19 protein-coding genes are annotated in these 24,613 nt (G+C 71.6%); 8 read left to right on the top strand and 11 right to left on the bottom strand.

Annotation, left to right across the window (positions count from 1 at the left end):
• Positions 1-2: 2 nt before the first annotated feature.
• The gene (locus AB0H64_RS31570) at positions 3-1,691 is read right to left on the bottom strand and encodes an ABC transporter ATP-binding protein (protein ID WP_357631954.1); all 1,689 of its coding nucleotides are present in this window, start codon (positions 1,689-1,691) and stop codon (positions 3-5) included.
• A 135-nt stretch (positions 1,692-1,826) separates the two neighbouring features.
• Here AB0H64_RS31570 and AB0H64_RS31565 point away from each other — a divergent pair, with 135 nt between their 5' ends.
• Entirely contained in the window at positions 1,827-2,468 is a 642-nt protein-coding gene (locus AB0H64_RS31565; protein WP_357631952.1) for a phosphotransferase, read from the top strand.
• A 66-nt stretch (positions 2,469-2,534) separates the two neighbouring features.
• On the opposite strand, the gene AB0H64_RS31560 is transcribed toward AB0H64_RS31565, so the two are convergent.
• From AB0H64_RS31560 to AB0H64_RS31550, 3 genes are read right to left on the bottom strand one after another with little or no spacing between them, the layout of a single operon-like run.
• Complete coding sequence (locus AB0H64_RS31560; RefSeq protein WP_355449561.1) at positions 2,535-3,275, bottom strand: succinate dehydrogenase/fumarate reductase iron-sulfur subunit; 741 nt, start codon at positions 3,273-3,275, stop codon at positions 2,535-2,537.
• Positions 3,272-5,197, bottom strand: a complete 1,926-nt coding sequence (locus AB0H64_RS31555; RefSeq protein ID WP_357631950.1) for a fumarate reductase/succinate dehydrogenase flavoprotein subunit — start codon at positions 5,195-5,197, stop codon at positions 3,272-3,274. Before AB0H64_RS31555 ends, AB0H64_RS31560 begins: the two co-directional genes overlap by 4 nt.
• Positions 5,194-5,958 (bottom strand): succinate dehydrogenase cytochrome b subunit, encoded by a 765-nt coding sequence (locus tag AB0H64_RS31550; RefSeq protein WP_357631948.1) that lies wholly within the window; start codon positions 5,956-5,958, stop codon positions 5,194-5,196. Before AB0H64_RS31550 ends, AB0H64_RS31555 begins: the two co-directional genes overlap by 4 nt.
• A 134-nt stretch (positions 5,959-6,092) precedes the next feature.
• On the opposite strand from AB0H64_RS31550, the gene AB0H64_RS31545 reads away from it, so the two are divergent.
• The 7 genes from AB0H64_RS31545 (at position 6,093) to AB0H64_RS31515 (ending at position 13,423) form a co-directional block, all read left to right on the top strand.
• Complete coding sequence (locus AB0H64_RS31545) at positions 6,093-7,022, top strand: LysR substrate-binding domain-containing protein (RefSeq protein ID WP_357631946.1); 930 nt, start codon at positions 6,093-6,095, stop codon at positions 7,020-7,022.
• Between the two features lie 35 nt (positions 7,023-7,057).
• Positions 7,058-8,194, top strand: a complete 1,137-nt coding sequence (locus AB0H64_RS31540; RefSeq protein ID WP_357631944.1) for a fused response regulator/phosphatase — start codon at positions 7,058-7,060, stop codon at positions 8,192-8,194.
• Positions 8,191-9,345, top strand: a complete 1,155-nt coding sequence (locus AB0H64_RS31535) for an ATP-binding protein (protein WP_357631943.1) — start codon at positions 8,191-8,193, stop codon at positions 9,343-9,345. Before AB0H64_RS31540 ends, AB0H64_RS31535 begins: the two co-directional genes overlap by 4 nt.
• On the top strand, positions 9,342-9,791 hold the full coding sequence (locus AB0H64_RS31530) for a response regulator (protein WP_357631941.1): 450 nt from the start codon (positions 9,342-9,344) through the stop codon (positions 9,789-9,791). The genes AB0H64_RS31535 and AB0H64_RS31530 overlap by 4 nt, the downstream gene beginning before the upstream one ends.
• 195 nt (positions 9,792-9,986) lie before the next feature.
• Positions 9,987-10,778 carry a hypothetical protein gene (locus tag AB0H64_RS31525; RefSeq protein ID WP_357631939.1) on the top strand — a complete coding sequence of 264 codons (792 nt, stop codon included), beginning with the start codon at positions 9,987-9,989 and terminating at the stop codon, positions 10,776-10,778.
• A 9-nt stretch (positions 10,779-10,787) separates the two neighbouring features.
• Positions 10,788-12,674, top strand: a complete 1,887-nt coding sequence (locus tag AB0H64_RS31520) for a fumarate reductase/succinate dehydrogenase flavoprotein subunit (RefSeq protein ID WP_357631937.1) — start codon at positions 10,788-10,790, stop codon at positions 12,672-12,674.
• Positions 12,671-13,423, top strand: coding sequence for a succinate dehydrogenase/fumarate reductase iron-sulfur subunit (locus AB0H64_RS31515; protein WP_310712822.1), 753 nt, complete (start codon positions 12,671-12,673; stop codon positions 13,421-13,423). The genes AB0H64_RS31520 and AB0H64_RS31515 overlap by 4 nt, the downstream gene beginning before the upstream one ends.
• A gap of 81 nt (positions 13,424-13,504) precedes the next feature.
• Here the strand turns inward: AB0H64_RS31515 and AB0H64_RS31510 are convergent, their stop codons facing one another.
• From AB0H64_RS31510 to AB0H64_RS31480, 7 genes are all read right to left on the bottom strand, one after another.
• Positions 13,505-14,782: a hypothetical protein gene (locus AB0H64_RS31510; protein WP_357631935.1), complete on the bottom strand. Its 1,278-nt coding sequence runs from the start codon at positions 14,780-14,782 to the stop codon at positions 13,505-13,507.
• Positions 14,783-14,902: 120 nt separating this feature from the next.
• A complete protein-coding gene (locus tag AB0H64_RS31505; protein WP_357631933.1) occupies positions 14,903-15,295 on the bottom strand; it encodes a (deoxy)nucleoside triphosphate pyrophosphohydrolase in 393 nt (130 codons plus the stop codon).
• Positions 15,292-16,380 carry an NlpC/P60 family protein gene (locus tag AB0H64_RS31500; protein ID WP_357631931.1) on the bottom strand — a complete coding sequence of 363 codons (1,089 nt, stop codon included), beginning with the start codon at positions 16,378-16,380 and terminating at the stop codon, positions 15,292-15,294. Before AB0H64_RS31500 ends, AB0H64_RS31505 begins: the two co-directional genes overlap by 4 nt.
• Entirely contained in the window at positions 16,377-17,009 is a 633-nt protein-coding gene (locus AB0H64_RS31495) for a hypothetical protein (RefSeq protein ID WP_357631929.1), read from the bottom strand. Before AB0H64_RS31495 ends, AB0H64_RS31500 begins: the two co-directional genes overlap by 4 nt.
• 2 nt (positions 17,010-17,011) lie before the next feature.
• Entirely contained in the window at positions 17,012-19,465 is a 2,454-nt protein-coding gene (locus AB0H64_RS31490; protein ID WP_357631927.1) for a type IV secretion system protein, read from the bottom strand.
• A complete protein-coding gene (locus AB0H64_RS31485) occupies positions 19,462-21,936 on the bottom strand; it encodes an ATP-binding protein (protein ID WP_357631925.1) in 2,475 nt (824 codons plus the stop codon). The genes AB0H64_RS31490 and AB0H64_RS31485 overlap by 4 nt, the downstream gene beginning before the upstream one ends.
• Positions 21,937-21,983: 47 nt before the next feature.
• Positions 21,984-24,613, bottom strand: a 2,630-nt coding sequence (locus AB0H64_RS31480; RefSeq protein ID WP_357631923.1) for a hypothetical protein, incomplete at its 5' end; no start/stop codon positions are given.

The raw sequence follows: 24,613 nt of genomic DNA, 5'->3' as shown, positions 1-24,613 counted from the left end.
CGTCAGTCCTCCCCTCGGGTCACGGTGGCGGCGTAGGCGGGCGAGAGCTCCAGGAGCTCCCGGTGGGTGCCCTCGGCGAGCACCCTGCCGTCCTCGACGTAGATCACGTGGTCGGTGCGGTCGAGCACCAGCGGGCTGGTGGTGCACACCAGCGTCGTACGGCCGGCGCGCGCCCGGGTCAGCCGGTCGGCGATGCGGGCCTCGCTGTGGGCGTCCACGGCGCTGGTCGGCTCGACCAGGATGAGCACCTCCGGGTCGGCGACCAGGGCGCGGGCCAGCCGCAGCCGCTGCTGCTGGCCGCCGGAGAACTCCCGGCCGCCCTCGGCCACGGACGCCTCCAGCCCGTCGGGCAGCGCCTCCACGATGTCCTCGGCGCAGGCCGCCCGCAGCGCCCGCCGTACGTCGTCATCGGAGGCGTGGCCGCGGACGTCCAGCTCGTCGCGGAGCCGGCCCGTGAACAGGCGGGCGCCGTTGTCGGCGACCAGGATGCGGGAGCGGACCTCGTCGATCGGCAGGGCGGCCAGCTCGGCCTCGCCGAAGGTGACGTCGCCGCCGGTGTAGCGGCCGAGCCGGTCGGCGATGGCGATCGCGTCCTCGGGCTCGGCGGCGGCCACGGCGGTGAACGTGCCCGGCTGGAGGGTGACGCCGCTGAAGGTGTCGCGCAGCACGCCGCCCCCGCTGGTCCCGGTGCCGCCGGACACCTCCGGCTCCATCGACAGGATCCGCACCACCCGGCGGGCGGCCACGTGGCCCTTGGTGAGCTTGTCCGCGGCCTCGGTGAGCGTGCGCATGGGGCCGATCAGGAAGACCGCGTAGCCGTAGAAGGCGACGAGCTGGCCGGCGGAGATCTCCCCGTCGAGCGCGAACGAGGCGCCGACGCCGGTGACGGCCGCGATGAGCAGGCCGGGCAGCAGGATCTGCGCGCCTTCGAGCAGCGACTCGACCCGGGAGACGGCGACCCCGGCGTGGCGGACGCGCTGCGACTCCTCGCGGTAGCGCTCGGCGAACACCCGCTCACCGCCGATGCCGCGCAGCACCCGCAGGCCGGCCACGATGTCGGCGGCCCTGGTGGACAGGTCGCCGGACAGGTCGCGCTGGGTCTTCTGCCGGCTGTGCAGCGGACGTAACAGCGGCCCGACCGCCGCGGCCATGATCGGCACGCCGACGAGCACCATGAGCCCCAGCGGCAGCGAGGTCGAGATGAGGATCACGGTCACGGTGACGATCGCCACGATCGAGCCGACGCCCCGCAGCAGGATGTCCATCGAGTTGCCGATGTGCGCGATGTCGGAGTTGCCGACGCTGACGACCTCGCCCGTCGAGAGCCGCTTGGGCAGCGTGGCGCCGAGCCGGGCGGCCTGGCGGGCGGTCACCTGGACCGTCCGGTACGCGGCGGCCAGCCAGTTGTAGACGGCCAGCCGGTGCCGCATGATCCCGGTGTACGCCTGGACCAGGCCGAGCCCCAGCAGGGCGAGCGACCAGAGCACCAGCGACCGGGCGTCCTTGGCGGTGACGGCGTCGACGCCCTTCCCGAGCACGGCCGGCACGAGGGCCTGCACGAGCCACCAGACGGTCGCGAAGCCGATGCCGCCCAGCAGGGACGGCAACTGGCGGCGCGCGTTCCACCACAGGTAGCGGAGCGGGCCGCGGATGTCGGGCATGCCGGGATCGGCTTCAGGAAGGGAGCGCATGGCCAGTCAAGGTTGACAAACGGTTCGACGCGCGGCAAACCATTTTCACGCTGTGGAACGTCACTCCCAGGGCCGTCACAGTCAACCCGAGCCGGCCGGTGCGCCGGGCGTGGCGGTAGGCCAGAATCGGTCTCTGTGAGGCACGGGTACACCAACAGCACGGTGGGCGACGGCGCGCTCGTCGTGAAGTGTTACGAGGGCCCCGAGGCGGAGGTCCGGCTGCGCACGGAGAGCAGGTTCCTGCGCCGGTTGAGAGGCCGTCTGCCGGTGCCGCGCGTCCACAAGATCACGCCGACGAGCGTGACGACCCGTTTCGTGCCCGGGGAGCACGGCCAGGACCTGCTGGACGACGGCCGGGCCGCCGAGGTGCTGGCCGCCTGCGGGCGGGCGCTGGCGGGCATCCACCGGCTGGGGATCGTCCACGGCGACTACGGCCCGCAGAACATGCTGTTCGACCCGGTGACGTTCGAGCCGGTGGCGATCCTCGACTGGGAGTGGGCGCATCCGGGTCCGCCGGTCGAGGACCTGTCGTGGTGCGAGTGGATCGTCCGCACGCACCATCCGGAGCACGTGCCGCTGCTGCCGCGCTTCTTCGAGGCGTACCGCGGGGAGGGCGGCCTGGAGGTGCCGTCGTGGGGCGAGCGGCACGCGGCGATGCTGACCCGCTGCCACGATCTGCTGGACTTCACGGCCCGCTGGGAGCCGGGAGGCGGCGGCGAGAAGCTCTGGCGCGACCGCCTCGACACGACCTCCGCCTGGACCGCCTGGACCGCCTGACCGCCCTGCCGACGTACAAACACCCGCGCCGCGTCGACGACGTCCGACGTGGCGCGGGTGTGTCGACTACTTCGAGTTGGCCTGGAGGTAGTCGCTGTTCATCTGGGCGATCGTGTCCAGCGGGATGCCCTTGGGGCACACCGCGGTGCACTCGCCGGTGTTGGTGCAGCCGCCGAAGCCCTCCGCGTCCATCTGGTCCACCATGGCCTTGGCGCGGGTCAGGCGCTCCGGCTGGCCCTGGGGCAGCAGGCTCAGGTGGGTGATCTTGGCGGCGGTGAAGAGGGAGGCGGAGCCGTTCGGGCAGGCCGCGACACAGGCGCCGCAGCCGATGCAGGTGGCCGCGTCGAAGGCGTCGTCGGCGTCCTCCTTGCGGACCGGCACGCTGTGGGCGTCCGGGGCCGAGCCGGCCGGCACCGAGACGAAGCCGCCCGCCTGGATGATCCGGTCGAACGCCGACCGGTCCACGACGAGGTCCTTCACGACCGGGAACGGCGCGGCCCGCCACGGCTCGATGGTGACGGTGGCGCCGTCCTCGAAGTGCCGCATGTGGAGCTGGCAGGTCGTGGTGGCCCGCTGCTCGCCGTGCGCGACGCCGTTGATGACCATGCCGCACATGCCGCAGATGCCCTCGCGGCAGTCGTGGTCGAAGGCCACCGGGTCGTCGCCCTCGAGGATCAGCCGCTCGTTGAGGACGTCCAGCATCTCCAGGAACGACATGTCGGGCGAGACGTCCTCGACCTTGTACGTCACCATGCGCCCGGCGTCGGAGGGGCCGCTCTGCCGCCAGACCTTCAAAGTCAGGTTCACTTGTAGCTCCGCTGGGTCATCTTGACGTACTCGTACTCGAGCGGTTCCTTGTGCAGCACCGGCACGCCGTCCGGGGAGTGCTCCCACGCCGACACGTGCGCGAAGTGCTCGTCGTCGCGCAGCGCCTCGCCGTCGGCGTCCTGCGACTCGGCCCGGAAGTGGCCGCCGCACGACTCGGTGCGCACCAGGGCGTCCAGGCACATGAGCTCGGCCAGGTCGAAGAAGTCGGCGACGCGGCCGGCCTTCTCCAGCACCTGGTTGAGCTCCTCGGGGGTGCCGCTGACCTTGACGTTCTCCCAGAACTCCTTGCGCAGCTCGGGGATGCGCTCCAGGGCCTTGCGCAGCGACTCCTCGGTGCGCTCCATGCCGCAGTAGTCCCACATGAGCTTGCCCAGCTCGCGGTGGAAGGAGTCGGGGGTGCGGTTGCCGTTGACCGACATCAGGCGCTCGATCTTGGACCGGACCTTGACCTCGGCCTCGGCCACGGCCTCCTCGTCGACCTCGCCGAACGGGCCGGCCGCCAGGTAGTCGCCGATGGTGGTGGGCAGCACGAAGTAGCCGTCCGCCAGGCCCTGCATCAGCGCGGAGGCGCCGAGACGGTTGGCGCCGTGGTCGGAGAAGTTCGCCTCGCCGATCACGAACAGACCGGGGATCGTAGACTGCAGGTCGTAGTCCACCCACAGGCCGCCCATCGTGTAGTGGACCGCCGGGTAGATGCGCATCGGGGTGTCGTACGGGTTCTCGCCGGTGATGCGCTCGTACATCTCGAACAGGTTGCCGTACTTCTTCTCCACGGCGTCCCGGCCGAGCCGGTTGATGGCGTCGCGGAAGTCGAGGTACACGCCGAGGCCGCCGGGGCCGACGCCGCGGCCCTCGTCGCAGACGTTCTTGGCGGCCCGGGAGGCGATGTCGCGGGGGACGAGGTTGCCGAAGGCCGGGTAGATGCGCTCCAGGTAGTAGTCGCGCTCGTCCTCGGGGATGTCGCCGGGCACGCGGTCGTCGCCCTTGCGCAGCGGCACCCACACGCGGCCGTCGTTGCGCAGCGACTCCGACATCAGCGTCAGCTTCGACTGGTACTCGCCGGACACCGGGATGCAGGTCGGGTGGATCTGCGTGTAGCAGGGGTTGGCGAAGTACGCGCCGCGCTCGTGGGCCCGCCAGATGGCCGTGGTGTTGCAGCCCTTGGCGTTGGTGGACAGGAAGAACACGTTGCCGTAGCCGCCGGTGGCCAGCACGACCGCGTCGGCGACGTGCCGCTCGATCTCGCCGGTCACCATGTCGCGCACGATGACGCCGCGGGCCCGCCCGTCGGCGACGATCAGGTCGAGCATCTCGTGGCGGGTGAACATCTCCACGGTCCCGGCCGCCACCTGCCGCTCCAGCGCCTGGTAGGCGCCGAGCAGGAGCTGCTGGCCCGTCTGGCCGCGGGCGTAGAAGGTACGCGAGACCTGGGCGCCGCCGAACGAGCGGGTGTCGAGCAGGCCGCCGTACTCGCGGGCGAACGGGACGCCCTGGGCCACGGCCTGGTCGATGATGTTCACCGAGACCTGGGCCAGGCGGTAGACGTTCGACTCGCGGGCGCGGAAGTCGCCGCCCTTCACGGTGTCGTAGAACAGCCGGTAGACGGAGTCGCCGTCGCCGCGGTAGTTCTTGGCGGCGTTGATGCCGCCCTGGGCGGCGATGGAGTGGGCGCGCCGGGGCGAGTCCTGGTAGCAGAACGACTTGACGTTGTAGCCCAGCTCGCCGAGCGTCGCGGCGGCCGAGCCGCCGGCCAGGCCGGTGCCGACCACGATGACGTTGAGCTTGCGCTTGTTGGCCGGGTTGACGAGCTTGGCGGCGAACTTGCGCGTCTCCCACCGGTCCTCGATGGGACCCTCGGGCGCCTTGGTGTCCCGGATCTCCGAGCCCTCTACGTATTTCACTTCACGACTCCGAAGGTGATGGCGAGCGGCGGGGCGAGGAAGCCGACGACGAGGACGGCGGACACGACGGAGGCGGTGGCGCGCAGCGCGCGGTAGCGGGCGCGGTTGGCCCAGCCGAGCGTCTGGAAGGCGCTCCAGATGCCGTGCCGCAGGTGCAGGCCCACCATGACGACGGCGACGAGGTAGATCAGCGTCACCCACCAGCGCGACGCGGCGAACCCGGCGATCATCCGGTCGGCCGGGGCGGAGTCGAAGCCCTTGGGGTTGACCACGCCGAAGGTCAGGTCCAGCAGGTGCCAGACCAGGAAGAGCAGGATCGTGATGCCGCCGAACCGCATGATGTGGGTGGCGTAGCCGCCGGCCTGCGACTTCTTGGCGACGTACTTCACCGGCCGCGCGCGGTGCGCCCGTCTGGCGAGGGAGATCGCGGCCCACATGTGCAGGACCACGGACACGACGAGGCCGATCTCGAGGATCGTCAGCACCGTCCGGTACGGGGCGATGGGCTCCAAGAGGGTGCGCAGCGCGTCGGCGTAGTCGTTGAACGACTCGCGCCCCAAGAAGATCTTGAGGTTGCCCAGCATGTGCAGGATGAGGAAGGAGACCATCACGGCGCCGGTGACCGCCATGACGGCCTTCTTGCCGTTGGAGGAGGCCAGGAACTTCTGCGGCTTCCGGGCGGCGGGCGTCTTCGCCGGTGGAGCGGACTTGGGGGAGCTAACAGGCGCGGTGGCGGCGCCGCGCTCTATCGTGGCAGTCACGTTTTCTGACGCTAGGTATCCAGCGATGATCCGTCCAAGTCATGACGGGCCTGGTTTCCATAGCCTCCGGCTATGATGTCTGGTTTGTACGGCCGGCGCGCGGAAACAGCCCAGGCCAGTGCGAGGAATATCACATGCAGTTGCAGCAGCTCTCCTACTTCGTCGCAGTGGCCGAGACCAGGCACTTCACCCAGGCGGCCGAGCGGATGCGGGTCGCCCAGCCCTCGCTCAGCAAACAGATCAAGGCGCTGGAGACCGACCTCGGCGCGCCGCTGTTCTCCCGGGCGCGCGGCAACGTCACCCTGACGGCCGCCGGCGAGGCGCTGCTGCCCCTGGCCCGCCGGATGCTGGCCGACGCCGAGACGGCCCGCCAGGAGGTCGCCGAGCTGGCCGGCCTGCGCAAGGGCCGCGTACGGCTCGGCGCGACGCCCTCGCTGTGCACGGGGCTGCTGGCCGACGCGCTGGCCCGCTTCCACCGTGACTATCCGGGCGTCGAGCTGCTCGTCGAGGAGGGCGGCTCGCGGGACCTGGTCAGGGCGCTGGCCCGCGGCCAGATCGACCTGTCCCTGATCATCATGCCGTTGCAGGGCGACGACCCGGCGCTGGTCACCGAGGAGCTCCTGCGGGAGAACCTGGTCGTGGTGACCTCCTCCCACGAGCCGCTGCGCAAGTCGCACCTGCGCATCGAGGATCTGCGCGGCCGGCCGATGGTGATGTTCCGGCGCGGCTACGACCTGCGGGAGGCCACGCTGGCCGCCTGCCGGCAGGCCGGGTTCGAGCCGCGGCTGGCCGTGCAGGGCGGCGAGATGGACGCGGTGCTGCGCTTCGTGGAGGCGGGGCTGGGGGTGGCGGTCGTGCCCTCGATGGTGCTCGACGGGCGGCCGGGGCTGACCGCCACGCCGCTCGCGCCGCCGGGGCTCAGCCGTACGGTGGCGCTGGCGCACCGCCGGGACGTGGAGCCGACCAGGGCCGCGCAGGCGTTCCGGGCCACGCTCCTGGCATTCGTGGTCGAGGCGGGACACGAGGGGACGCTTCCGCAAGGGGTCGAGCTCATCGCACAATGAGCTGCAACAGTTCCACCCTGCGAAGAGGCCCGCGTGTGACGGCAACGCTTTCCGAGACATTGACGCTGCTCCTCGTCGAGGACGACGACGGTGACGCCTTCCTGGTGGAGGAGCTGCTCAAGGAGGCGGAGGCGCCGCCGAGGATCACCTGGGTGCGCAGTCTCCGCGAGACCAGGCCGAAGCTGACCACCGCGATCCAGTGCGTGCTGGTCGACCTGACGCTGCCGGACGCCTCGGGCCTGGAGGCGCTGGAGGAGGTGCTGCGCCTCGCGCCGCACGCGGCCGTGCTCGTGCTGACCGGCCTGCGCGACGCGCACGTGGGCGTCGCCGCGGTGCAGGCCGGCGCCCAGGACTACCTCGTCAAGCAGGACATCGACGCCCGGCTGCTGGCCCGGGCGATCCGCTACGCGATGGAGCGCAAGCGGGCCGACCTGGCCCAGCTCCGCCTGGTCGAGGCCGAGCTGATCGCCAAGGAGAACTCCCGGCTGGAGCGCGGGCTGCTGCCCGTCGCGCTGCTGCGCACCGACGCGGTCGAGCACTCCACCCGCTACCTGCCCGGCAACCAGGGCACGCTGCTCGCGGGCGACTTCCTCGACACCGTGCAGACCTCCGACGGCGCGATCCACGCCGTGGTCGGCGACGTGTGCGGCCACGGCCCCGACGAGGCGGCGCTCGGCGTCGCCCTGCGCATCGCCTGGCGCACGCTCGTACTGGCCGGGCAGACCGGCGAGCGGATGCTGCACACGCTCGACGCGCTGCTGCGGGCCGAGCGCAAGGCTCCGGAGATCTTCACCACGCTGTGCATGGCCACGATCACCCCCGATTTGCGTCATGCCCGGATGCGGGTCGTGGGCCACCCGCCGCCCCTGCTGGTGCGCGACGGCGCGGTGGACGTGGTGGACGGCACACCGTCCGGGCCCCCGCTCGGCATCTTCACCGACGCCGAGTGGAAGGTCATCGATGTCCCCCTCGGGGAGGAATGGGCGATCATGATGTACACCGACGGCCTCATCGAGGCCGCGGCCGGCGAGGACGGCCTGCCGCTCGGCGTCGAGGGCCTGGTCGAGCTCGTCCGCGAGCACGGCTCCATCGACCTCGACCGGCTCGTCCGCCACGTGGGCACCCCGGACGACGACCTCGCCATGGTGCTCCTCAGGAAGGGGACGGCATGAGCGACGTGTCGGGCATCCGGCCGCTGCCGCCGCCCCGTGTGGCCACCGGGCTGGGCGGCCTGCCGATGGGCCGCTGGTTCGCGGTCGTCGGCTCGGTCGTCACGCTCGCGTTCGCGACCGCCATCGTGTTCACGATCCTGCTCATCGATCAGATCCGCGCGGCCCGGCCACGCCCGGAGGTGGAGGCACACCTCGGCAGGCTGTACGTGGCGCTGATCGTGCTGCTGCTGATCCTGCTGGTGACCGGCGTGGTGCTGGGCTGCGTCCTCAGGTACGTCGTCCTGAAGCCCATCGCCCAGCTCACCGAGCAGGTGCGCCAGGTCGCGGCCGGCGACTTCGACCACCGCCCGACCGTCGAGCACCCGGCGGAGCTGGCGGAGCTGTCCGGCCACGTCGACGCCATGCGCGAGCGCATCGTCACCGCCTGGCGCCGCGCCGAGGAGCAGGCGGCCGAGCTGCGCCGCTCGAACGGCGAGCTGGAGCAGTTCGCCTACGTGGCCAGCCACGACCTCCAGGAGCCGCTCCGCAAGATCGCCAGCTTCACGCAGATGCTCGACCAGCGTTACGGCGACCGGCTCGACGAACGCGCCAGGCAGTACATCCACTACGCGGTGGACGGCGCCAAGCGCATGCAACTCCTCATCAACGACCTGCTCGACTTCTCGCGGGTGGGCCGGGTGAGCGGCGAGCGGACGCCCGTCGACACGGGCCCGGCGCTGTCCGCGGCCCTGGACAACCTGTCGGCGGCCCTGGAGGAGACGGACGCGACCGTCACGGCGGACCCGCTCCCCCGCGTGCTCGGCAACCGGCTCCAGCTCACGCAGCTCTTCCAGAACCTCGTCGAGAACGCCGTGAAGTTCCGCTCCGCGGAGCCGCCCCGCGTCCGGATCGAGGCCGTGCGGAAGGACGACATGTGGGAGTTCAGCTGCTCGGACAACGGGATCGGGATCGAGGGCAAGTACGCCGACCGGATCTTCCTGATCTTCCAGCGCCTGCACCCGCGCGACGTCTACCCGGGAACGGGCATCGGGCTGGCGCTCTGCCGCAAGATCGTCGAATATCACGGCGGCCGGCTCTGGCTCGACGGCGACGCCGAGGGGCCCGGCGCCACCTTCCGCTGGACGCTGCCCGCGGTGGGGGACGACGCATGAGCGCCGGCCGCCCGATCGAGGTGCTGCTGGTGGAGGACGACCAGGGCGACATCCTGCTGACGCGGGAGGCGTTCGAGTTCAACAAGGTGAGCAACCACCTGCACGTGGTGAACGACGGCGAGCAGGCGATGGCCTTCCTGCGCCGCGAGGCGGCCTACCAGGAAGCGCCACGGCCCGACCTGGTGCTGCTCGACCTCAACCTGCCGCGCATGGACGGGATGGAGGTGCTGCGCGAGGTGAAGGCCGACCCCGACCTGCGCGCCATCCCGGTGGTCATCCTGACGACGTCCGAGGCCGAGGAGGACATCCTCCAGGGCTACCGGCTGCACGCCAACGCATACGTCTCCAAGCCCGTGGATTTCGAGCAATTCATCCGAGTTGTCCGGCAAATAGATGATTTTTTCGTCACGGTGGTTAAGTTGCCGCACCGGGGGAAGCGCCTCTGACGCGTGGACGTGACAGGAATCACAGCGGGTCATCGAAAAAGTGAGTGACCCTTGTCACAAATGCTCACGCGGGCGTCGTAACGTATCCCCCACCAATGCGCGCCCGAGCGGAGACGACGCCCCGCACCGCGCGCAACAGCGAACGACCCGGACCCCAGGCGAGTGAAGGGTCCGCGGGAGGTGGAGAGGTCCCCGATGAGCCAGACGACGCCCGACGCGCCCGTCAGAAGGCAACGTGCGCAGATCAAGGTGCGCACACTGCGCACAGACCGATGGTGGCTGGCCCCGCTGCTGACCTTCCTGGGGCTCAGCTCCTTCCTCGTCTACGGCGTGTGGGCCATCTTCGACACCCCGTACTACGTGCCGGGGCCGGAGTACATCGCGCCGTTCTCCTCGCCCTGCCTGGCGACCTCCTGCCCCGAGGGGGCGAGGCTCTTCGGCTTGGCGCCCTTCGGCGACTGGTACACGCTGCCGCCCGGCCTGCTGATCCTCGGCCTGCCCGGTGGGTTCCGGCTGACGTGCTACTACTACCGCAAGTCCTACTACCGCTCGTTCTGGCTGTCGCCGCCCGCGTGCGCCGTCCAGGAGCCGCACGGCAAGTACACCGGTGAGACCCGCTTCCCGCTGATCATCCAGAACATCCACCGGTACTTCTTCTACGGCGCCATCGTCATCGGCGCCATCCTCGCCTATGACGCGATCCTCGCCCTCGTCCACCGGCCGATCGGCCTCGGCTCCTGGATCCTGCTGCTCAACGCCGTCCTGATCGCCGCGTACACGCTGTCGTGCCACTCATGCCGGCACATCACCGCGGGCCGGCTGAACCACTTCTCCCGTCACCCCCTCCGCTACCGCGCCTGGACCTTCGTCTCCAAGCTCAACGCCAAGCACCAGCCCCTCGCGTGGGCCTCGATGTTCTCCGTCATGGGCGCCGACTTCTACGTCCGCCTGGTCGCCAAGGGCATCATCGCCTTCCCGTACGCGTAAGGAATCTCAGTGGAAATCGAGCGTCACGAATACGACGTCGTCGTCATCGGCGCGGGCGGCGCCGGGCTTCGGGCCGCCATCGAGGCCCGCCAGCAGGGCAAGCGCACCGCCATCGTGTGCAAGTCGCTGTTCGGCAAGGCCCACACGGTCATGGCCGAGGGCGGGGCCGCCGCCGCGATGGGCAACGTCAACTCCGACGACAACTGGATGGTGCACTTCCGCGACACCATGCGCGGCGGCAAGTTCCTGAACAACTGGCGGATGGCCGAGCTGCACGCCAAGGAGGCCCCCGACCGGGTCTGGGAGCTGGAGGCGTGGGGCGCGCTGTTCGACCGCACCAAGGACGGCAAGATCAGCCAGCGCAACTTCGGCGGCCACGAGTACCCGCGCCTGGCGCACGTCGGCGACCGCACCGGCCTGGAGCTGATCCGCACCCTCCAGCAGCGCGTGGTCGCCCTCCAGCAGGAGGACTACGAGCGGCACGGCGACTACGAGGCCTACATCAAGGTCTTCGCCGAGTGCACGATCACCCGCCTGCTCAAGGACGGCGAGCGCATCTCGGGCGCCTTCGGCTACTGGCGCGAGAGCGGCAACCTCATCGTCCTCGACGCCCCGGCCGTGGTGCTCGCCACCGGCGGCATCGGCAAGTCGTACGTGGTGACCTCCAACTCCTGGGAGTACACCGGCGACGGCCACGCCCTGGCGCTGCTCGCGGGGGCCAACCTCATCAACATGGAGTTCATCCAGTTCCACCCCACGGGGATGGTCTGGCCGCCGTCCGTGCGCGGCATCCTCGTCACCGAGTCGGTCCGCGGCGACGGCGGCGTGCTGCGCAACTCCGACGGCGAGCGCTTCATGTTCAACTACATCCCCGAGGTGTTCAAGGACAAGTACGCCACCACCGAGGAGGAGGGCGACCGCTGGTACACCGACCAGGCCAACAACCGGCGGCCCCCGGAGCTGCTGCCCCGTGACGAGGTGGCCCGCGCCATCAACTCCGAGGTGAAGGCCGGACGCGGCTCACCCCAGGGCGGCGTCTTCCTCGACGTCTCCACCCGCCTGCCGGCCGAGGAGATCAGGCGGCGGCTGCCGTCGATGTACCACCAGTTCAAGGAGCTGGCCGACGTCGACATCACCGCCGAGCCCATGCAGGTGGGCCCGACCTGTCACTACATCATGGGCGGCGTCGAGGTCGACGCCGACACGGGCGCCGCCGCGGTGCCCGGCCTGTTCGCCGCGGGCGAGGTCTCCGGCGGCATGCACGGCTCCAACCGCCTCGGCGGCAACTCCCTGTCCGACCTGCTGGTCTTCGGCCGGCGCGCGGGCGCGGGCGCCGCCGCGTACGTGGACGCGCTGCCCGCCCGGCCCAAGGTCGTCCAGGAGCTGGTGGACGAGGCCCGTGAGGAGGCGCTGGCCCCGCTGCAGCGCGCCGGCGAGAACCCGTACGAGGTGCACCACGAGCTCCAGCGCACGATGAACGAGCTGGTCGGCATCATCCGCAAGGCCGAGGAGGTCTCCGAGGCGCTGGAGGTCGTCGAGAAGCTCAAGGAGCGGGTCCGCCTCGTCGGCGCCGCCGGGTCCCGGATCTACAACCCCGGCTGGCACCTGGCCCTCGACCTGCGCAACATGGTCCTGGTCTCGGAGTGCGTGGCCCGTGCCGCGCTGCTGCGCGAGGAGAGCCGCGGCGGTCACACCCGCGACGACTTCCCCGGCATGAACCCCGAGTGGCGGCGCAAGCTGCTCGTCTGCTCCACGTCCGACGGCTCCTCGGTCACCGTCGAGGAGAAGACCCAGCCGGCGATGCGCGACGACCTGATCACGTTGTTCGAGCGCGACGAGCTGAAGAAGTACCTCACCGACGAAGAGATGACAGAGTTCGACGGGATTTCGAGATGAGCTACAAGGCGAAGTTCAAGGTCTGGCGCGGTGAGGGCGGAGAGGGCAAGCTCGAGGACTTCACCGTCGAGGTGAACGAGGGCGAGGTCGTCCTCGACATCATCCATCGCCTCCAGGCCACCCAGGCGCCCGACCTGGCGGTCCGCTGGAACTGCAAGGCCGGCAAGTGCGGCTCCTGCTCCATGGAGATCAACGGCAAGCCGCGGCTGGGCTGCATGACCCGGATGTCCACCTTCGAGGAGGACGAGACGATCACGGTCACCCCGATGCGGACCTTCCCCGTCATCAAGGACCTGGTCACGGACGTCTCGTTCAACTACCAGAAGGCACGCGAGATCCCCTCGTTCACGCCCCCTTCGGGGGTGCGGCCGGGCGAGTACCGCATGAAGCAGATCGACGTCGAGCGGTCCCAGGAGTTCCGCAAGTGCATCGAGTGCTTCATGTGCAACAACGTCTGCCACGTCATCCGGGACCACGAGGAGAACAAGACGTCCTTCGCGGGGCCGCGCTTCCTCATGCGCATCGCGGAGCTCGACATGCACCCGTACGACGTGGCCGAGCGCCAGGAGTCGGCACAGGAAGAGCACGGGCTCGGCTACTGCAACATCACCAAGTGCTGCACCGAGGTCTGCCCCGAGCACATCAAGATCACCGACAACGCGCTGATCCCGATGAAGGAGCGCGTGGTGGACCGCAAGTACGACCCGCTGGTGTGGCTCGGCAACAAGATCTTCCGTCGCCCGAAGTGACCCGCGCCTGAAAGCGCCGAGGCGGCCGGTGGGATTCCACCGGCCGCCTCGGCGTTTCGGTCAGGGTCCTGCGCGGAGCGCTCAGTGCTTGCGGCGGTGCCTGCCGCCGTCCTCGTCCGGCAGCAACTGGATCAGCGTCGCGTCCGGCTCGGGGCCGGACGGGGGCGCCTGCCACGGCTCCGCGTCGCCCGTCTCGGCGGCCGAGGCCGGGCTCACGGGGTGCTCCGGCGGCTCCTCGTACGGCGCGGCGCCGCCCGCCGGGATGTCGGCCGGCGGCTGCTCCGGCGGGACCAGCGGCTCGAACGGCGCCCGGTACGCCTCCTGGCGCTCCTCCTGGACCGGCTCGTTGCTGTACAGCACCACCGGCTCGGCGGCCGACTCGGGTACGAGACCGGGCAGGGCGGGCAGAACGGGAGCACCCGCGTCGGGCCGGCCGTACGGGCTCGGCTCCTGGTAGACGGCCCCGTACTGGACCGGACCGCCGGGATACGTCTGGACCGGCACGAAGCTGAGGATCGGCGCGTACGCCGTCGGGCCCGGGTAGCCGTGCGGACCCGCGGCGTAGCCGGGACCCGCGGGGTAACCGGCGGGCGGCGGGTAGCCGGGACCCGCGGGGTAGGGCCCGCCGGGCGGATAGCCGGCGTACCCCGGGCCGCCCAGGTCGGGCCGGGGCACCTGCGGTCCGGCCCTGCGGACGGCCGCAGCGTGCGCCATCCGGCGCAGCCGCCCCTCGAAGATCAGCACCGCGAACAGCACCAGCAGCACCATGATCAGCGCCGGGATGCTGAGCTTGCGGGTCATCTCGGCCTGGTCGAACTCCGGCGTCGCGGCGCGCACCTCAAGCTGGACCGACTCGCTCGTCGAGGTCTCCTGCGGTGTGGCCGTGGGCGTCGCCGAGGGCAGCTCGGTGCCGGCGACGCTCGGCAGCAGCACGCTCTGCTCCTGCGTGGGCTCCTCGCTCGGCGTCGTGAGCGGGACCTCCACCGAGGCCGACGTCTGCGGCGGCACCACCGCCGGGATGCTCTGCTCCGGCGTGCTGGGCGGCGGGGTGGCCGCCGCGCTGGTCCTGGTCTTCTTCGGCGTCGGCTGGGCCGTCTTGGTGGCGGGCGGCGACTTGGTGATGGTCTTGGTGATCGTGGTCTCCGGCTCCTCCTCAGGCGTGGGGAGCGTGGTGGTGACCGTGATCGTGACCTCGGGCGAGCTCTCGCAGGCCTGGTCGGTGTCGCACGGATCGACGACGGGGTCGTAGGCCGACACCGAGGCGCTGGCGCTCTGGATGACGAACGGCGCGGCGCCGATGCCGGTCAGGCCCAGCGAAAGGACCATCGCGGAGACAGCCGTCGCTCGCGTGCGTGCCACCTGTGCCCTCCGCACGATCCGAAACCATGGTCATGAGGATCTTAATCGTCAAAGGAATCTTAGCCCGGTAAAAGGCACAGTAAAGACGGAACTATCCCCAGATTCCCCGACAAATCCCGGTTAACCTGCGCGCAAAACCTCCTCCACCGCCCGCATGACCGGCAGGTCCGCCCCCAACCAGGCCACGTCGAAGTACTCGCCCGGCGCCAGCCACCGCAGCGCCAGGTGCTCCTTGGCCTCCGGCGTGCCGGCGGCGAGCGAGCAGAGCCACACCCGCATGACGTAGCCCTCGGCCAGCGCCCAGTCGCCGCCGACCCGCTCCCCCACGGCGACCTCCACGCCGAGCTCCTCCCGGCACTCACGCACGAGTGCCTCGGCCTCACTCTCGCCCGGGTCCACCTTGCCGCCCGGGAACTCCCAGCCGCCGGCCAGCGCGGGCGGCTCGGCACGCTGCGCGGCGAGCACCCGCCTCCGCGCGTCGACGATCACCGCCGCCACCACGACCACCGTCATAGCGTCCGCAGTTTCTTGAGCTGTTCGAGGGTGTCCGGGTTCTGCAGCGGCCGGGTGAAGCCCACGATGTTCGTACGCGACTCGTACGTCGTCACCTTGATCGGCCCGCACAGCCGGCACCGCGCCTCGATCATCTTCCCCTTCGACACGACCATCCCCACATGTCCGGGGTTGTCGGGCGACGTGCCCGGCCCCGCGTTGAAGAACACCAGATCGCCCGGCTGCTCGTCGCCCTGCGACACCTTCACGCCGTACGGCCACTGCTGGAACGTGGTGCGCGGGATGTGCAGCCCCGCGGCCTGGTAGGCCGCGTAGATGATCCCCGAGCAGTCGAACGCGTCAGGACCCGTGCCGCCCCACAGGTACGGCTTGCCCCGCTGCTTCAGCGCGAACGCCAGGATCTTACCCACCACCTCGCTCGGCGCCGCCTCCACCAGCGGGTCGTCGCAGGAGCCGTCGGCCTCCGGCGGCTCCTGGACCTCGCCCGACTTGGCGTAGCGGCGGGCGATCTCCTCGACCTGGTCCACGTACCACCAGGCCCGGTTGTAGACGAACAGCGCCCGCCGCACGTTCTCCGGCGCGCCGTTGCGCTTGAGCATCTTGGCCGCGCCCAGGATCGCGTCGGCCGGGTTGTAGACGTCGCCGATCCCGTCACCGTCGCCGTCGGAGGCGTACCCGTTGACCTGCGACGACATCGGGACCTTGGCCTTGCCGCCCCACGTGCTGATGAGGAACTGCATCGGCCCTGCCGCGCCCGCGTAGTTGGTGCCGCTCTTGACGCCGGGCAGGTCGGACCGGCCGTGGTCGGTCTCGCGCTTGCCCACGGCCGCCAGGATCGTCCACTGCACGCCCAGCTTCTCGCCGTTCTTCTTGTACAGCTCCAGGTAGTCGGGCGGGATGTCGGAGGCTGCCGAGTCGGACGCCTCCTGCGCCTTCGCGTCGCTCCCGCAGTCGGGCTGCTGCCCGCCGTTGCCGATGAACGACGGGATCGAGGTCATGAGCATCGGCGACACGATGACCAGCGCGAGCAGGACCGCCCCGGCCGCGCCGAGTGCCAGGGCCACGCGGGTACGTGAGAGGTTCACCCTGTGGTGTCCCCGTCCTGGCCCTCTCCGGCGGGCTGCAGGTCGAACACCCGCCAGTCGGTGCCCATCTCGCTCACCGTCACGGCGTAGTCGTCGGTGAGCTGCTTGTTCCCGCTCTTGGCGGTGATCTGCTGGGTGCCGGTGACGACGAGGACCACGGAGGTCTTCTCCACCGACCTGATCTCCTTCACCTTGGCCGTGGCCGTGGACACCACCTCGTCGGCGCGGTTGCGCTCGACCGTGCCGGGCGAGGTGAGCGTGCGCGCCAGGACGGCGCCGAGGTCCGCCGTGGCGAACGCCTTGACCCGGTCGGCGTACGCCGCCGGGTCCTCGTCGTAGCGGAACGTGCCGTACGCGGCGGTGAACCGCTCGGCCAGGTCGGCCGACGCCGCGAGCTGCTCCTTCGACATCGGCAGGTACGCGTAGATGTCGAACGGGGCGTCACTCGCCGTCGCCAGGGGCGTGCTGCGCGGCACGGTCACCACGGCGCTCGGCGTACGGCCGGCGACCGGCTCCTCCTCGGAGGATTCGCCGGAGCCGGGCCACATCGTCACGTAGAGGCCGACGGCGGCGATCACCACCACGACGGCGGCGAACGCCAGCCCCCGCTTGTCACCGGACAGGGCCATCGTCAGTCCCTGTCCTGACCGCCGGGCTTGAGCCAGAACGGCACGGGCGGCTCGTCACCGCCGGAGCCGTTGCCGCGGCGGCTGGGCAGCCACAGCGGCGGCGGCTCCTCCGCGCGGCTTCGCGGCGCGTCGGCCGGCCGCGACGACCCGCCGAAGATCCCGCCGCCCGAGGAGCCGCGGCTCGACGACCGCCGGCCGCCCGAGTCACCCCACCGGGAGCCGCCCGAACGCGACCCGCCGGAACCGCCGGACCCTCGCGACCTCGACCCGCCGCCGAACAGCCCGCCGCCCGAGCCTCCGGACCGTGACCCGCCGGACCCCGAGCCTCCGAAGATCCCGCCGCCTGAGCCGCCCGAACCACCGGAACGGCCGCCGCGCGACGCCCAGCCTCCACCGGACCGGCCGCCGAACCAGCCGCCACCGCCTGATGAGCCGCCTGTTGAGCCGCCTGACGAGCCCGCGCCACCGCCGTCACCACCGGTGCTGCCGCCGCGGTTGCCGCCGCCGCCTGCTCCCGCCAGCCGGGACACCGCGCCACCCGACACCCGCGGACCGGTCCCGCCGGACACGCGCGGGCCCGGCCCACCTGACGCGCCACCGGCCGCACCACCCGCTGAACCACCGGCCGCACCACCTGCTGCACCACCGGCCGCGCCGCCCGCCGCCCGCGGTCCGCCCGAGGCCGCGGCGCCGCGCGTGCGGGCCGGCGTTCCGCCGAGGTTGAGCGGCGGCGCCGAGCCCGGACGCGGCGCCGGCGCCTGCCGGGACGCCGCCTTGCCGCCCTGCTGGTCGGTGGCCAGTGGAGCCGCTGTGGCGGGCACCCGCGTGCCCTGCTGCCCCCCACCGGCCGCCGCCTCCTCGCCGCGGGCCCGGCCCTGCGCCACGGCCGAGGCCGCCGCCGACCCCGCCGCCGCGCCGGTCGCGGCCGCCTGGATGAGCGGCTCCGCCTTGCGCACGCCCCAGCGCCCGATGCGGGCCGAGGCCACCGGCGGCAGCGCCACAGCCGACCGCTCCAGCGTGCGGGAGCTGGCCGCCTCGCCGAGCATGCGGGTGGCCAGCGTGTGGCCGTTCATCGAGGCGAACAGGTGCTGGAACGGCCTGCGGTAGAAGAACACCGCGATCGTCAGCAGGGCCATGAACAGGATCTGCAGCCCCCACGGCATCGCCGTGGAGATGATCAGCGCGTAGCCGTACACGAGCACGCCGAGCACCAGCGCCAGCACTGCCTGCCGCAGCAGCGTGCCGACGAGCATCTCCACCCAGCGCATCGCGATGATGCGCCCACTGCCCGGATGCACGCCGATCAGCAGGAACACCGGCCCCATGATCAGCAACAGCAGGAAGCCGACCTTCAGCACCAGCAGCGACACCGCCACCAGGAAGATGAGCACGCCCGCGACCAGGGCGGCGATCAGCGCGCCGATGGCCACGCCGAGCCGCGACGTCCAGTCCTTGCCCTGGAAGATCGCGAAGCGTGGGTCGTTCTGGAGCTTCTCCGCGATCTCGGCGTACTTGGCCTGGTGCGCCGCCGGGTCGGCGGCCTGCTGGCCCGCCTGCGGCGCCGGGATCGCCTGGGTCTCCAGCATGAGCCGGCCGTAGTCGCGCACCACGGGCGCGTTCGGGTCGGCCGTGCCGAACAGGCCCACCAGCCACGGCTTGCAGACGAGCGTGGACCACAGGGCGTCGGCGTTCTGGTCGACCCCCGGCGTGCCCGTCTGACCGTAGCCGCCGGCCTTCACCTGCGGGTTGGTCTGGCCGGGGCCGGGCAGGCAGGAGGCGCCGCCCGCGCCGGGCAGACCGGAGAAGGCAGAGTTGACCACCTCGCCGGTCTTGTCCGTGACGATCTTGCCGAGGCCCGTGAAGTCACCCGGCCGGCTGAAGAACCAGGTCGCCACCGTGACGGCCAGCACCATCCAGATGACGCCCTCGGCCGTCGTCGTGGCGCGCTTCCGGATCAGCCCGTACCAGGCGAGCCAGATCGCGCCGAGGATCACGATCGGCCGCAGGAACGGCCAGTACATCGCCTCCGACAGGTTCGTGACGATGTCGTCCACCACGTTCTTGATGGACTGGAGCGGCCCCTCCGTGGCGGCGGCCTGGTAGGTGGTGATCGTCACCCGGTCGATCGCCTTGGCCCACAGGAAGACCGTGTTGGCCCAGCCGTTGCCGAGGACGGCGACGATGTCGGAGCAGCCCAGCCCGTACGTGTGCCAGAACTGGCCGCTCATGCCGAACTGCGCGTAGTTGGTGGTCGCCGCCGGGACCGTGCCCTCGGGAGGCGGCGGTGAGATCATGCCGTCGACGCCGCTGCCGATCACCTCGGGGGTGAGCGCCGGCGACAGGTCGCACGGGGCCGCGGCGGCCGGCGACACGCCGCCCACCACGAGCGGGACCACGAGGATGCCCGCGATCAGGGCCAGCGCGAGCGCGAGCCGCCTGGGTAGCCGGACCTTCATGACCGTACCTCCTGCGCTCGGCCCACTCCCCCTTGAAGATCATGCCCGCTGTCGCCGGGTTTGTCGTGCGTCGGATTCGTGTCGAGCCAGCGCAGCAGCTCCTCCGAGATCAGGTCCACTGCGATGCGGCCGGCCCGGCCGTCCAGATCACGGAACACGCACTCGCCGTTGCCGAGCGAGCGCAGCACCGCCTTGTGCTCCTCCGACGGCTCCACCCCGAGCAGGGACATGACGTGGTCCACCTCGACCCGCTCGGTGGACCGGAACGCGAACACCGACGACAGGCAGTTGGTCACCTGCTCGTTCAGCAGGTCACCGGCGTTCTGCGAGACCAGGACGAGCGCGGTGTTACGGGACCGGCCCATCCGGCTGACCTCGGGCACCAGCTTGGCGCCCTCCGGCGTGGACGTGATCGCCCACGCCTCGTCCAGGAAGATCGCCTTCGGCGCGCGGCGGTCGAGCCCGTTCATCAGCCGCCGCGCGAACTGCGACACCAGGTAGAGCAGCGCCACCGACAGCCGCTGCTCGTAGGAGTAGTCGTCGCGGGTGGTCGCCGCGTCCGGCAGCGTCAGCCCGCCCAGCGTGAACACGGTCGTCCAGCCCTCGCTGTCGATCTGGTCGCCGCCCGACGGGTCGAAGCACAGCCGGGCCAGGTGCATCTCCGACATCGAGCGGAGCACGGCCCCGAGGTTCTTGGAGGCCGCGTCCCCCGACTGCTCCAGGAACTCCACGACCTTGCCCAGCGACGGGTCCGGCGCGTTGGACACGGCGGCGACGGCCTGGATCATGGCCGACTCCCGCTCCTCCGACATGCGCGGCAGCAGCAGGCGCAGCGTCTCCGTGGCCATGGTCTTCTTGGCCGCGATGTCGTCACCGAACGAGAACGGGTCCAGCAGCCCCGGCGCGGCCGAGCCGAGCGGGATGATCCGCGCCCTGCGCCCCCGCTTCTGCAGGAGCTGCACCAGCGACTCGGCGTCGCCCTTCGGATCGATCACCGCCACCGTGACGCCGCGCAGCGCCATCTGGTAGATCATCAACAGCGCGAGCGTGGTCTTGCCGCCGCCCGGCTCGCCGGTGATCGCGATGGCCGTCGGCCGGTTGCGGGTCGCCGCGACCAGCGGGTCGAAGTGGACGATGCTGCGCGCCCGGCCCACGGTCTCGCCGATGTACGGGCCGTGCCAGCCCTCGCTGCCCTCGCCGAGCCGGTCGCCGAGGTCGACGGTCGCCGTGGACATGCCGCCGGCGATCGTGCGCAGCGGCTGGCGCTGGGCGTAGGCGTTGACCCGCACCTTCTCGCCCGGCAGCGCCTCGCAGAACAGCGAGAACTGGTCGCCCGTCGAGTTGACCACGTCGATGCCCATGTCACGGTAGTGCTCGACGACCGCCTCCACCCGCTGCACGCAGATGTCCTCGGTCGGGGCCGACACGATGAGCCGGTGCCAGCCGTACACGAAGGGCAGGCGCTCCTTGGTGATGCCGTGCTCCAGCATGCGGGCCGCGTCGATCTGCTCCGCCAGCGCGATCGGCGCCTCCGCGCCCGCCTCGCGGATGTGGATGTCCATGTCGCGAGCGTGCGCCAGCTTGCGCGCGACGTCCTTGGACGCCTTCACCGGCGGGATCAGCCGCATCCGCGACGAGATCTCCACCGGGAACGGGAGCTGGTCGGCGAAGTGCATCCACGGCTCGCCGTCCGGGAACGGCATGATGTCGGGGAAGCGGGCGAACGACAGGTGCGCCACGTACGAGTCGCCCTGCGGCTGCACGATCCGCAGCAACGACCGGCCGTTGTGGATCTCACCCTCCACCAGCGACTCGATCTCGCCCTTTCCCCAGCGCCGCTTCGTGCTGGCCGACGGCGGCGGATCGCCGATGCCGCCCGCCGCCGCGTGCTGGAACAGCCACGCCACCTCGACGGAGGTGGCGTGCCGGGCGTACAGGGCGCTGGAGGCCAGCGCCCTGCCGAGCCGCTCGGCCTGCTCCGTCCAGCGGGCGATCTCGCCGTCCGGCACATGGTCGTCGGCGATGCCCAGCACCTTCTCGGTGCGCTGGTAGAAGCCGAACAGCTGCGACAGCACGCCGCCGCCGATCTGCCGGCCGCGCGGGCCCAGCCGTACGCCGAGGTAGACCTCCTTGGTCCAGAAGTCCTTCGCCCAGACGTGCCGGTACATCTCCTCCAGGTAGTCGCGCCAGCCCGGCCCCTCGTCGGAGGTGCCGTTCAGCGTCATCGCCCACTCCGCCGCGGGGTACGTGCGGTGCGCCACCCGCAGGTGGACCTCGGCGTCCGGCATCCTGATCGCGGCCAGCGCGATCGTGATGTTGGTGGCCAGCGCCTCGCGTTCCTCGGGGGTGACGAACTCGTAGCTGACCGTCGGCAGGCGGAAGTACGCCCATGCGCTGGTGTCCGTGAGCAGGATGCGGTCGTCGAAGTAACGGACCGCGAGGCGCTGGTGCGCTCTGGACGCCCGGCTCATGCCACCCCCTCGGCGCATGAGCCGGGCGTCCACGCTCGCTCGTTCACTTAACGCTCACCGATTCTCGTGCCGGGGGGGTCACTCGCCAACTCCTCTTCGCTCACTCGGACGGACTGTGCCGCGAAGCCCGCGACCACCACGCCGGCGAGGGCCAGGTAGGCCCGGCGACCGGCCGCGCGCAACTGCCCCGGGTCGGCGATCTCCGCGCCCCCCGGCGCCAGGTCGTCCTCCCAGGGGACCCGGACGATGGCCCGGCACCTGCCGCGGGCCACCGCCTCCGCCTGCTCGACGTCGGACATCGAGCGCCTGCTCACCCCGTTGACCACCATGACGGCCCTCCTGCGCAGGTCCGCGCAGCCGTGCCCGTCCAGCCACTCGTACGTCATCGCCACCGCCTCCGCAGCCTCCTCGCTCGCGGGCACCACGAGCACGAGCTGGTCCGCGTACGGCAGGACGCGGGCGGCCAGCGCGGCGGCCGGGTCGATGACGGTCAGCTTGTAGTGGCGGTCGAGCAGGTGGATGGCCTGGCCGAGGCGGTGGTCGGAGAACAGCGTGCGGTCCGACATCCGCCGCTCCGCATCCGCGTCGGTGTCGGCCCCGATCACCTCCAGCCCGGAGGCGGTTCGGGTGGTGTAGCCCCGCATCGACAGGTAGCCGCCGACATGGTCCAGCCCGGCCAGCAGCGAGGCCAGCGTCTCTGGCGTCTCGGGGGTCACCCTGCTCGTCATGGTCTCGCCGCCGGTGTTGGCGTCGACGGCGATCACCTTGTCGTCACGGTGGCGGGCCAGGGTGTGGCCCAGCATCAGCGCGGTCGTGCTCTGCCCGGCGCCGCCGGTGCAGCCGAGCACCACGATGCGACGGCTGCCGCTGAAGACGGCGCGGGCGCGGGCCTCGTCGATCTCGGACCCGTCGCTGCGCACACCGCCGCCGCCGACGACGACCTGCGCGATGCGCCGCCACCCACCGGAGTCGCGCCCGACGACGGACTCGACCCTCCGCACCCGCCCTTCCCGATTCCCAGCCGCCCCCACCACCCGCTGCCCACCCCACCCAGCCCCGCCCTCACGGGCGGCGGTTTCCTGGGGAGCGATCTCACGGGGGCCGACCTCACGGAGTTCGGCCTCACGATGCCCGGTCTCACGTGCGGCCTCACGGGGTTCGACCTCACGGGGTCCGGTTTCACGCGTAGTGGACTCGCGCGATCCGCCCTCCCGAACAGCACTCTCGCGCAGGCCACTCTCGGACGAGACCCGCTCAGACGAGACCTTCCCGGACATCGCCGTCTCAGACGCGACCGCCCCCGACACCGCCGTCTCAGACGCAACGGTCTCGGACACCGTCGTCTCGGACACGGCTGTCTCGGACACCGTCGTCTCGACCGCCGTGGGGCCTCCGTCGGCCGCTCCCTCCTTGGGAACCGTCACAGGAGCGGCAGCCCCTTCTGCATGCGCCTGCGCGACGCTCGCCACCTGCCCCTGCCCAGCCTCGGCGTGCCCGGCCTCCGCGTGCTCAGCCTCCGCGTGCGCAGCTTCGGCCTTGTCACTCTCTGGCTTGGCCTGCTCGGTCTTGGCGTGCCCCTGCTCGGGCTCGGTGTTGACCTGCGCGGGCTCGGTGTTGACCTGCGCGGGCTCGGCCTCGGAACGGCTGAGAACCGGTGGGATGAGACGGACCGGCTGGGAGTCGGGACCGAGCGGCGGCCGCACCTGCCTGGGCGGTTGCCCCTTGCGGTGCTGCATGCGGGCCACCTCGTCATCCCCCGGACGCTCACCGGCGAGACGACGACCGCCCCCTGCCTCCTCGCCGGGGCCAAGGCCCGCGGCCCCGCTTTCCACCGGAGACCCGTTGGAGCGCGGCGGTGCGGGGAGGTCGGTGCGGGAGGTGGGCGGTGCAGGAAGATCGGGCTGGGGGGCGGCCCCGGTCTGGGGGCCGGGGAGAGCGCGTGAGGCGCCTCGGGTGGGCGCGGAAGGCTGCGGGTCGGCGCTGGCCGCGAGCTTGCGCAGCCGGCGGAGGGCCTCCGTGTCGATGGGCTTGCCCACCACGGGCTCCTGCCGGGCCCCGGACCGCTCGTCACGCCGCCCTCCGGGCTCTCGCCCCTCACCTGGGGCGGGTCCACCAGCCGACTCCTGACGCGCGGGCCGGCCGCTCCCCGTCCCGGCCCCACTCTGACGTACTGGCTGCTTCTCCGCGCCGCCGTCACGGACGGACCGCGCCGCTGTCCCGGCCTCGCGCGGGGACTGCTCCTCCGCGCCGCCGTCACCCACGGAACGCGCCGCTGTCCCGTCCTCGCGCAGCGGCTGCGTCGCCGCCCCGCTCGGGTCGGCGGACCTGACGTCGTCTTCCCCGGACCCGCCCTCAGGCTGGGACCCGGCGTCCTGCCGTGCCGCCTCGTCGCCGTACAGCTCGCCCCAGCGGACGGGCGCCGGCTCTCCGCGTACGGTGACCTCTCCCTCCACGTGGACGTCCCCGCGCACCGTGACGTCGCCTCCGACCGTGACGTCGCCCCGCAGCGTGACCGTGGAGGACTCGCCCTGCACGGTCACCGGCTCCTCGCGGGCGGCGGCGACCGCGGCGGCGGTGCCGAGGGCGGGGGCCGTGCCGCGCCGGGAGGCGGCGCCGCGGACGGCCCGGCCGGTGCGGGTGGTGGCGACGGCGGCGGTCGTGGGCTCGGCGACCGGGG

Origin of the sequence: Nonomuraea sp. NPDC050733 (genome assembly GCF_040654215.1) — a bacterium.
In the GTDB taxonomy this organism is placed as follows: Bacteria; Actinomycetota; Actinomycetes; order Streptosporangiales; family Streptosporangiaceae; genus Nonomuraea.
This window is presented reverse-complemented; position numbering and strand designations above follow the sequence as displayed.

What these genes read in the sequence shown, in the direction of transcription:
- AB0H64_RS31570 (WP_357631954.1), bottom strand. Translation starts at nt 1,691, where the DNA reads ATGCGCTCCCTTCCTGAAGCCGATCCCGGCATGCCCGACATCCGCGGC.
- AB0H64_RS31545 (WP_357631946.1), top strand. Translation starts at nt 6,093, where the DNA reads ATGCAGTTGCAGCAGCTCTCCTACTTCGTCGCAGTGGCCGAGACCAGG.
- AB0H64_RS31535 (WP_357631943.1), top strand. Translation starts at nt 8,191, where the DNA reads ATGAGCGACGTGTCGGGCATCCGGCCGCTGCCGCCGCCCCGTGTGGCC.
- AB0H64_RS31530 (WP_357631941.1), top strand. Translation starts at nt 9,342, where the DNA reads ATGAGCGCCGGCCGCCCGATCGAGGTGCTGCTGGTGGAGGACGACCAG.
- AB0H64_RS31525 (WP_357631939.1), top strand. Translation starts at nt 9,987, where the DNA reads ATGAGCCAGACGACGCCCGACGCGCCCGTCAGAAGGCAACGTGCGCAG.
- AB0H64_RS31515 (WP_310712822.1), top strand. Translation starts at nt 12,671, where the DNA reads ATGAGCTACAAGGCGAAGTTCAAGGTCTGGCGCGGTGAGGGCGGAGAG.
- AB0H64_RS31505 (WP_357631933.1), bottom strand. Translation starts at nt 15,295, where the DNA reads ATGACGGTGGTCGTGGTGGCGGCGGTGATCGTCGACGCGCGGAGGCGG.
- AB0H64_RS31495 (WP_357631929.1), bottom strand. Translation starts at nt 17,009, where the DNA reads ATGGCCCTGTCCGGTGACAAGCGGGGGCTGGCGTTCGCCGCCGTCGTG.
- AB0H64_RS31490 (WP_357631927.1), bottom strand. Translation starts at nt 19,465, where the DNA reads ATGAAGGTCCGGCTACCCAGGCGGCTCGCGCTCGCGCTGGCCCTGATC.
- AB0H64_RS31485 (WP_357631925.1), bottom strand. Translation starts at nt 21,936, where the DNA reads ATGAGCCGGGCGTCCAGAGCGCACCAGCGCCTCGCGGTCCGTTACTTC.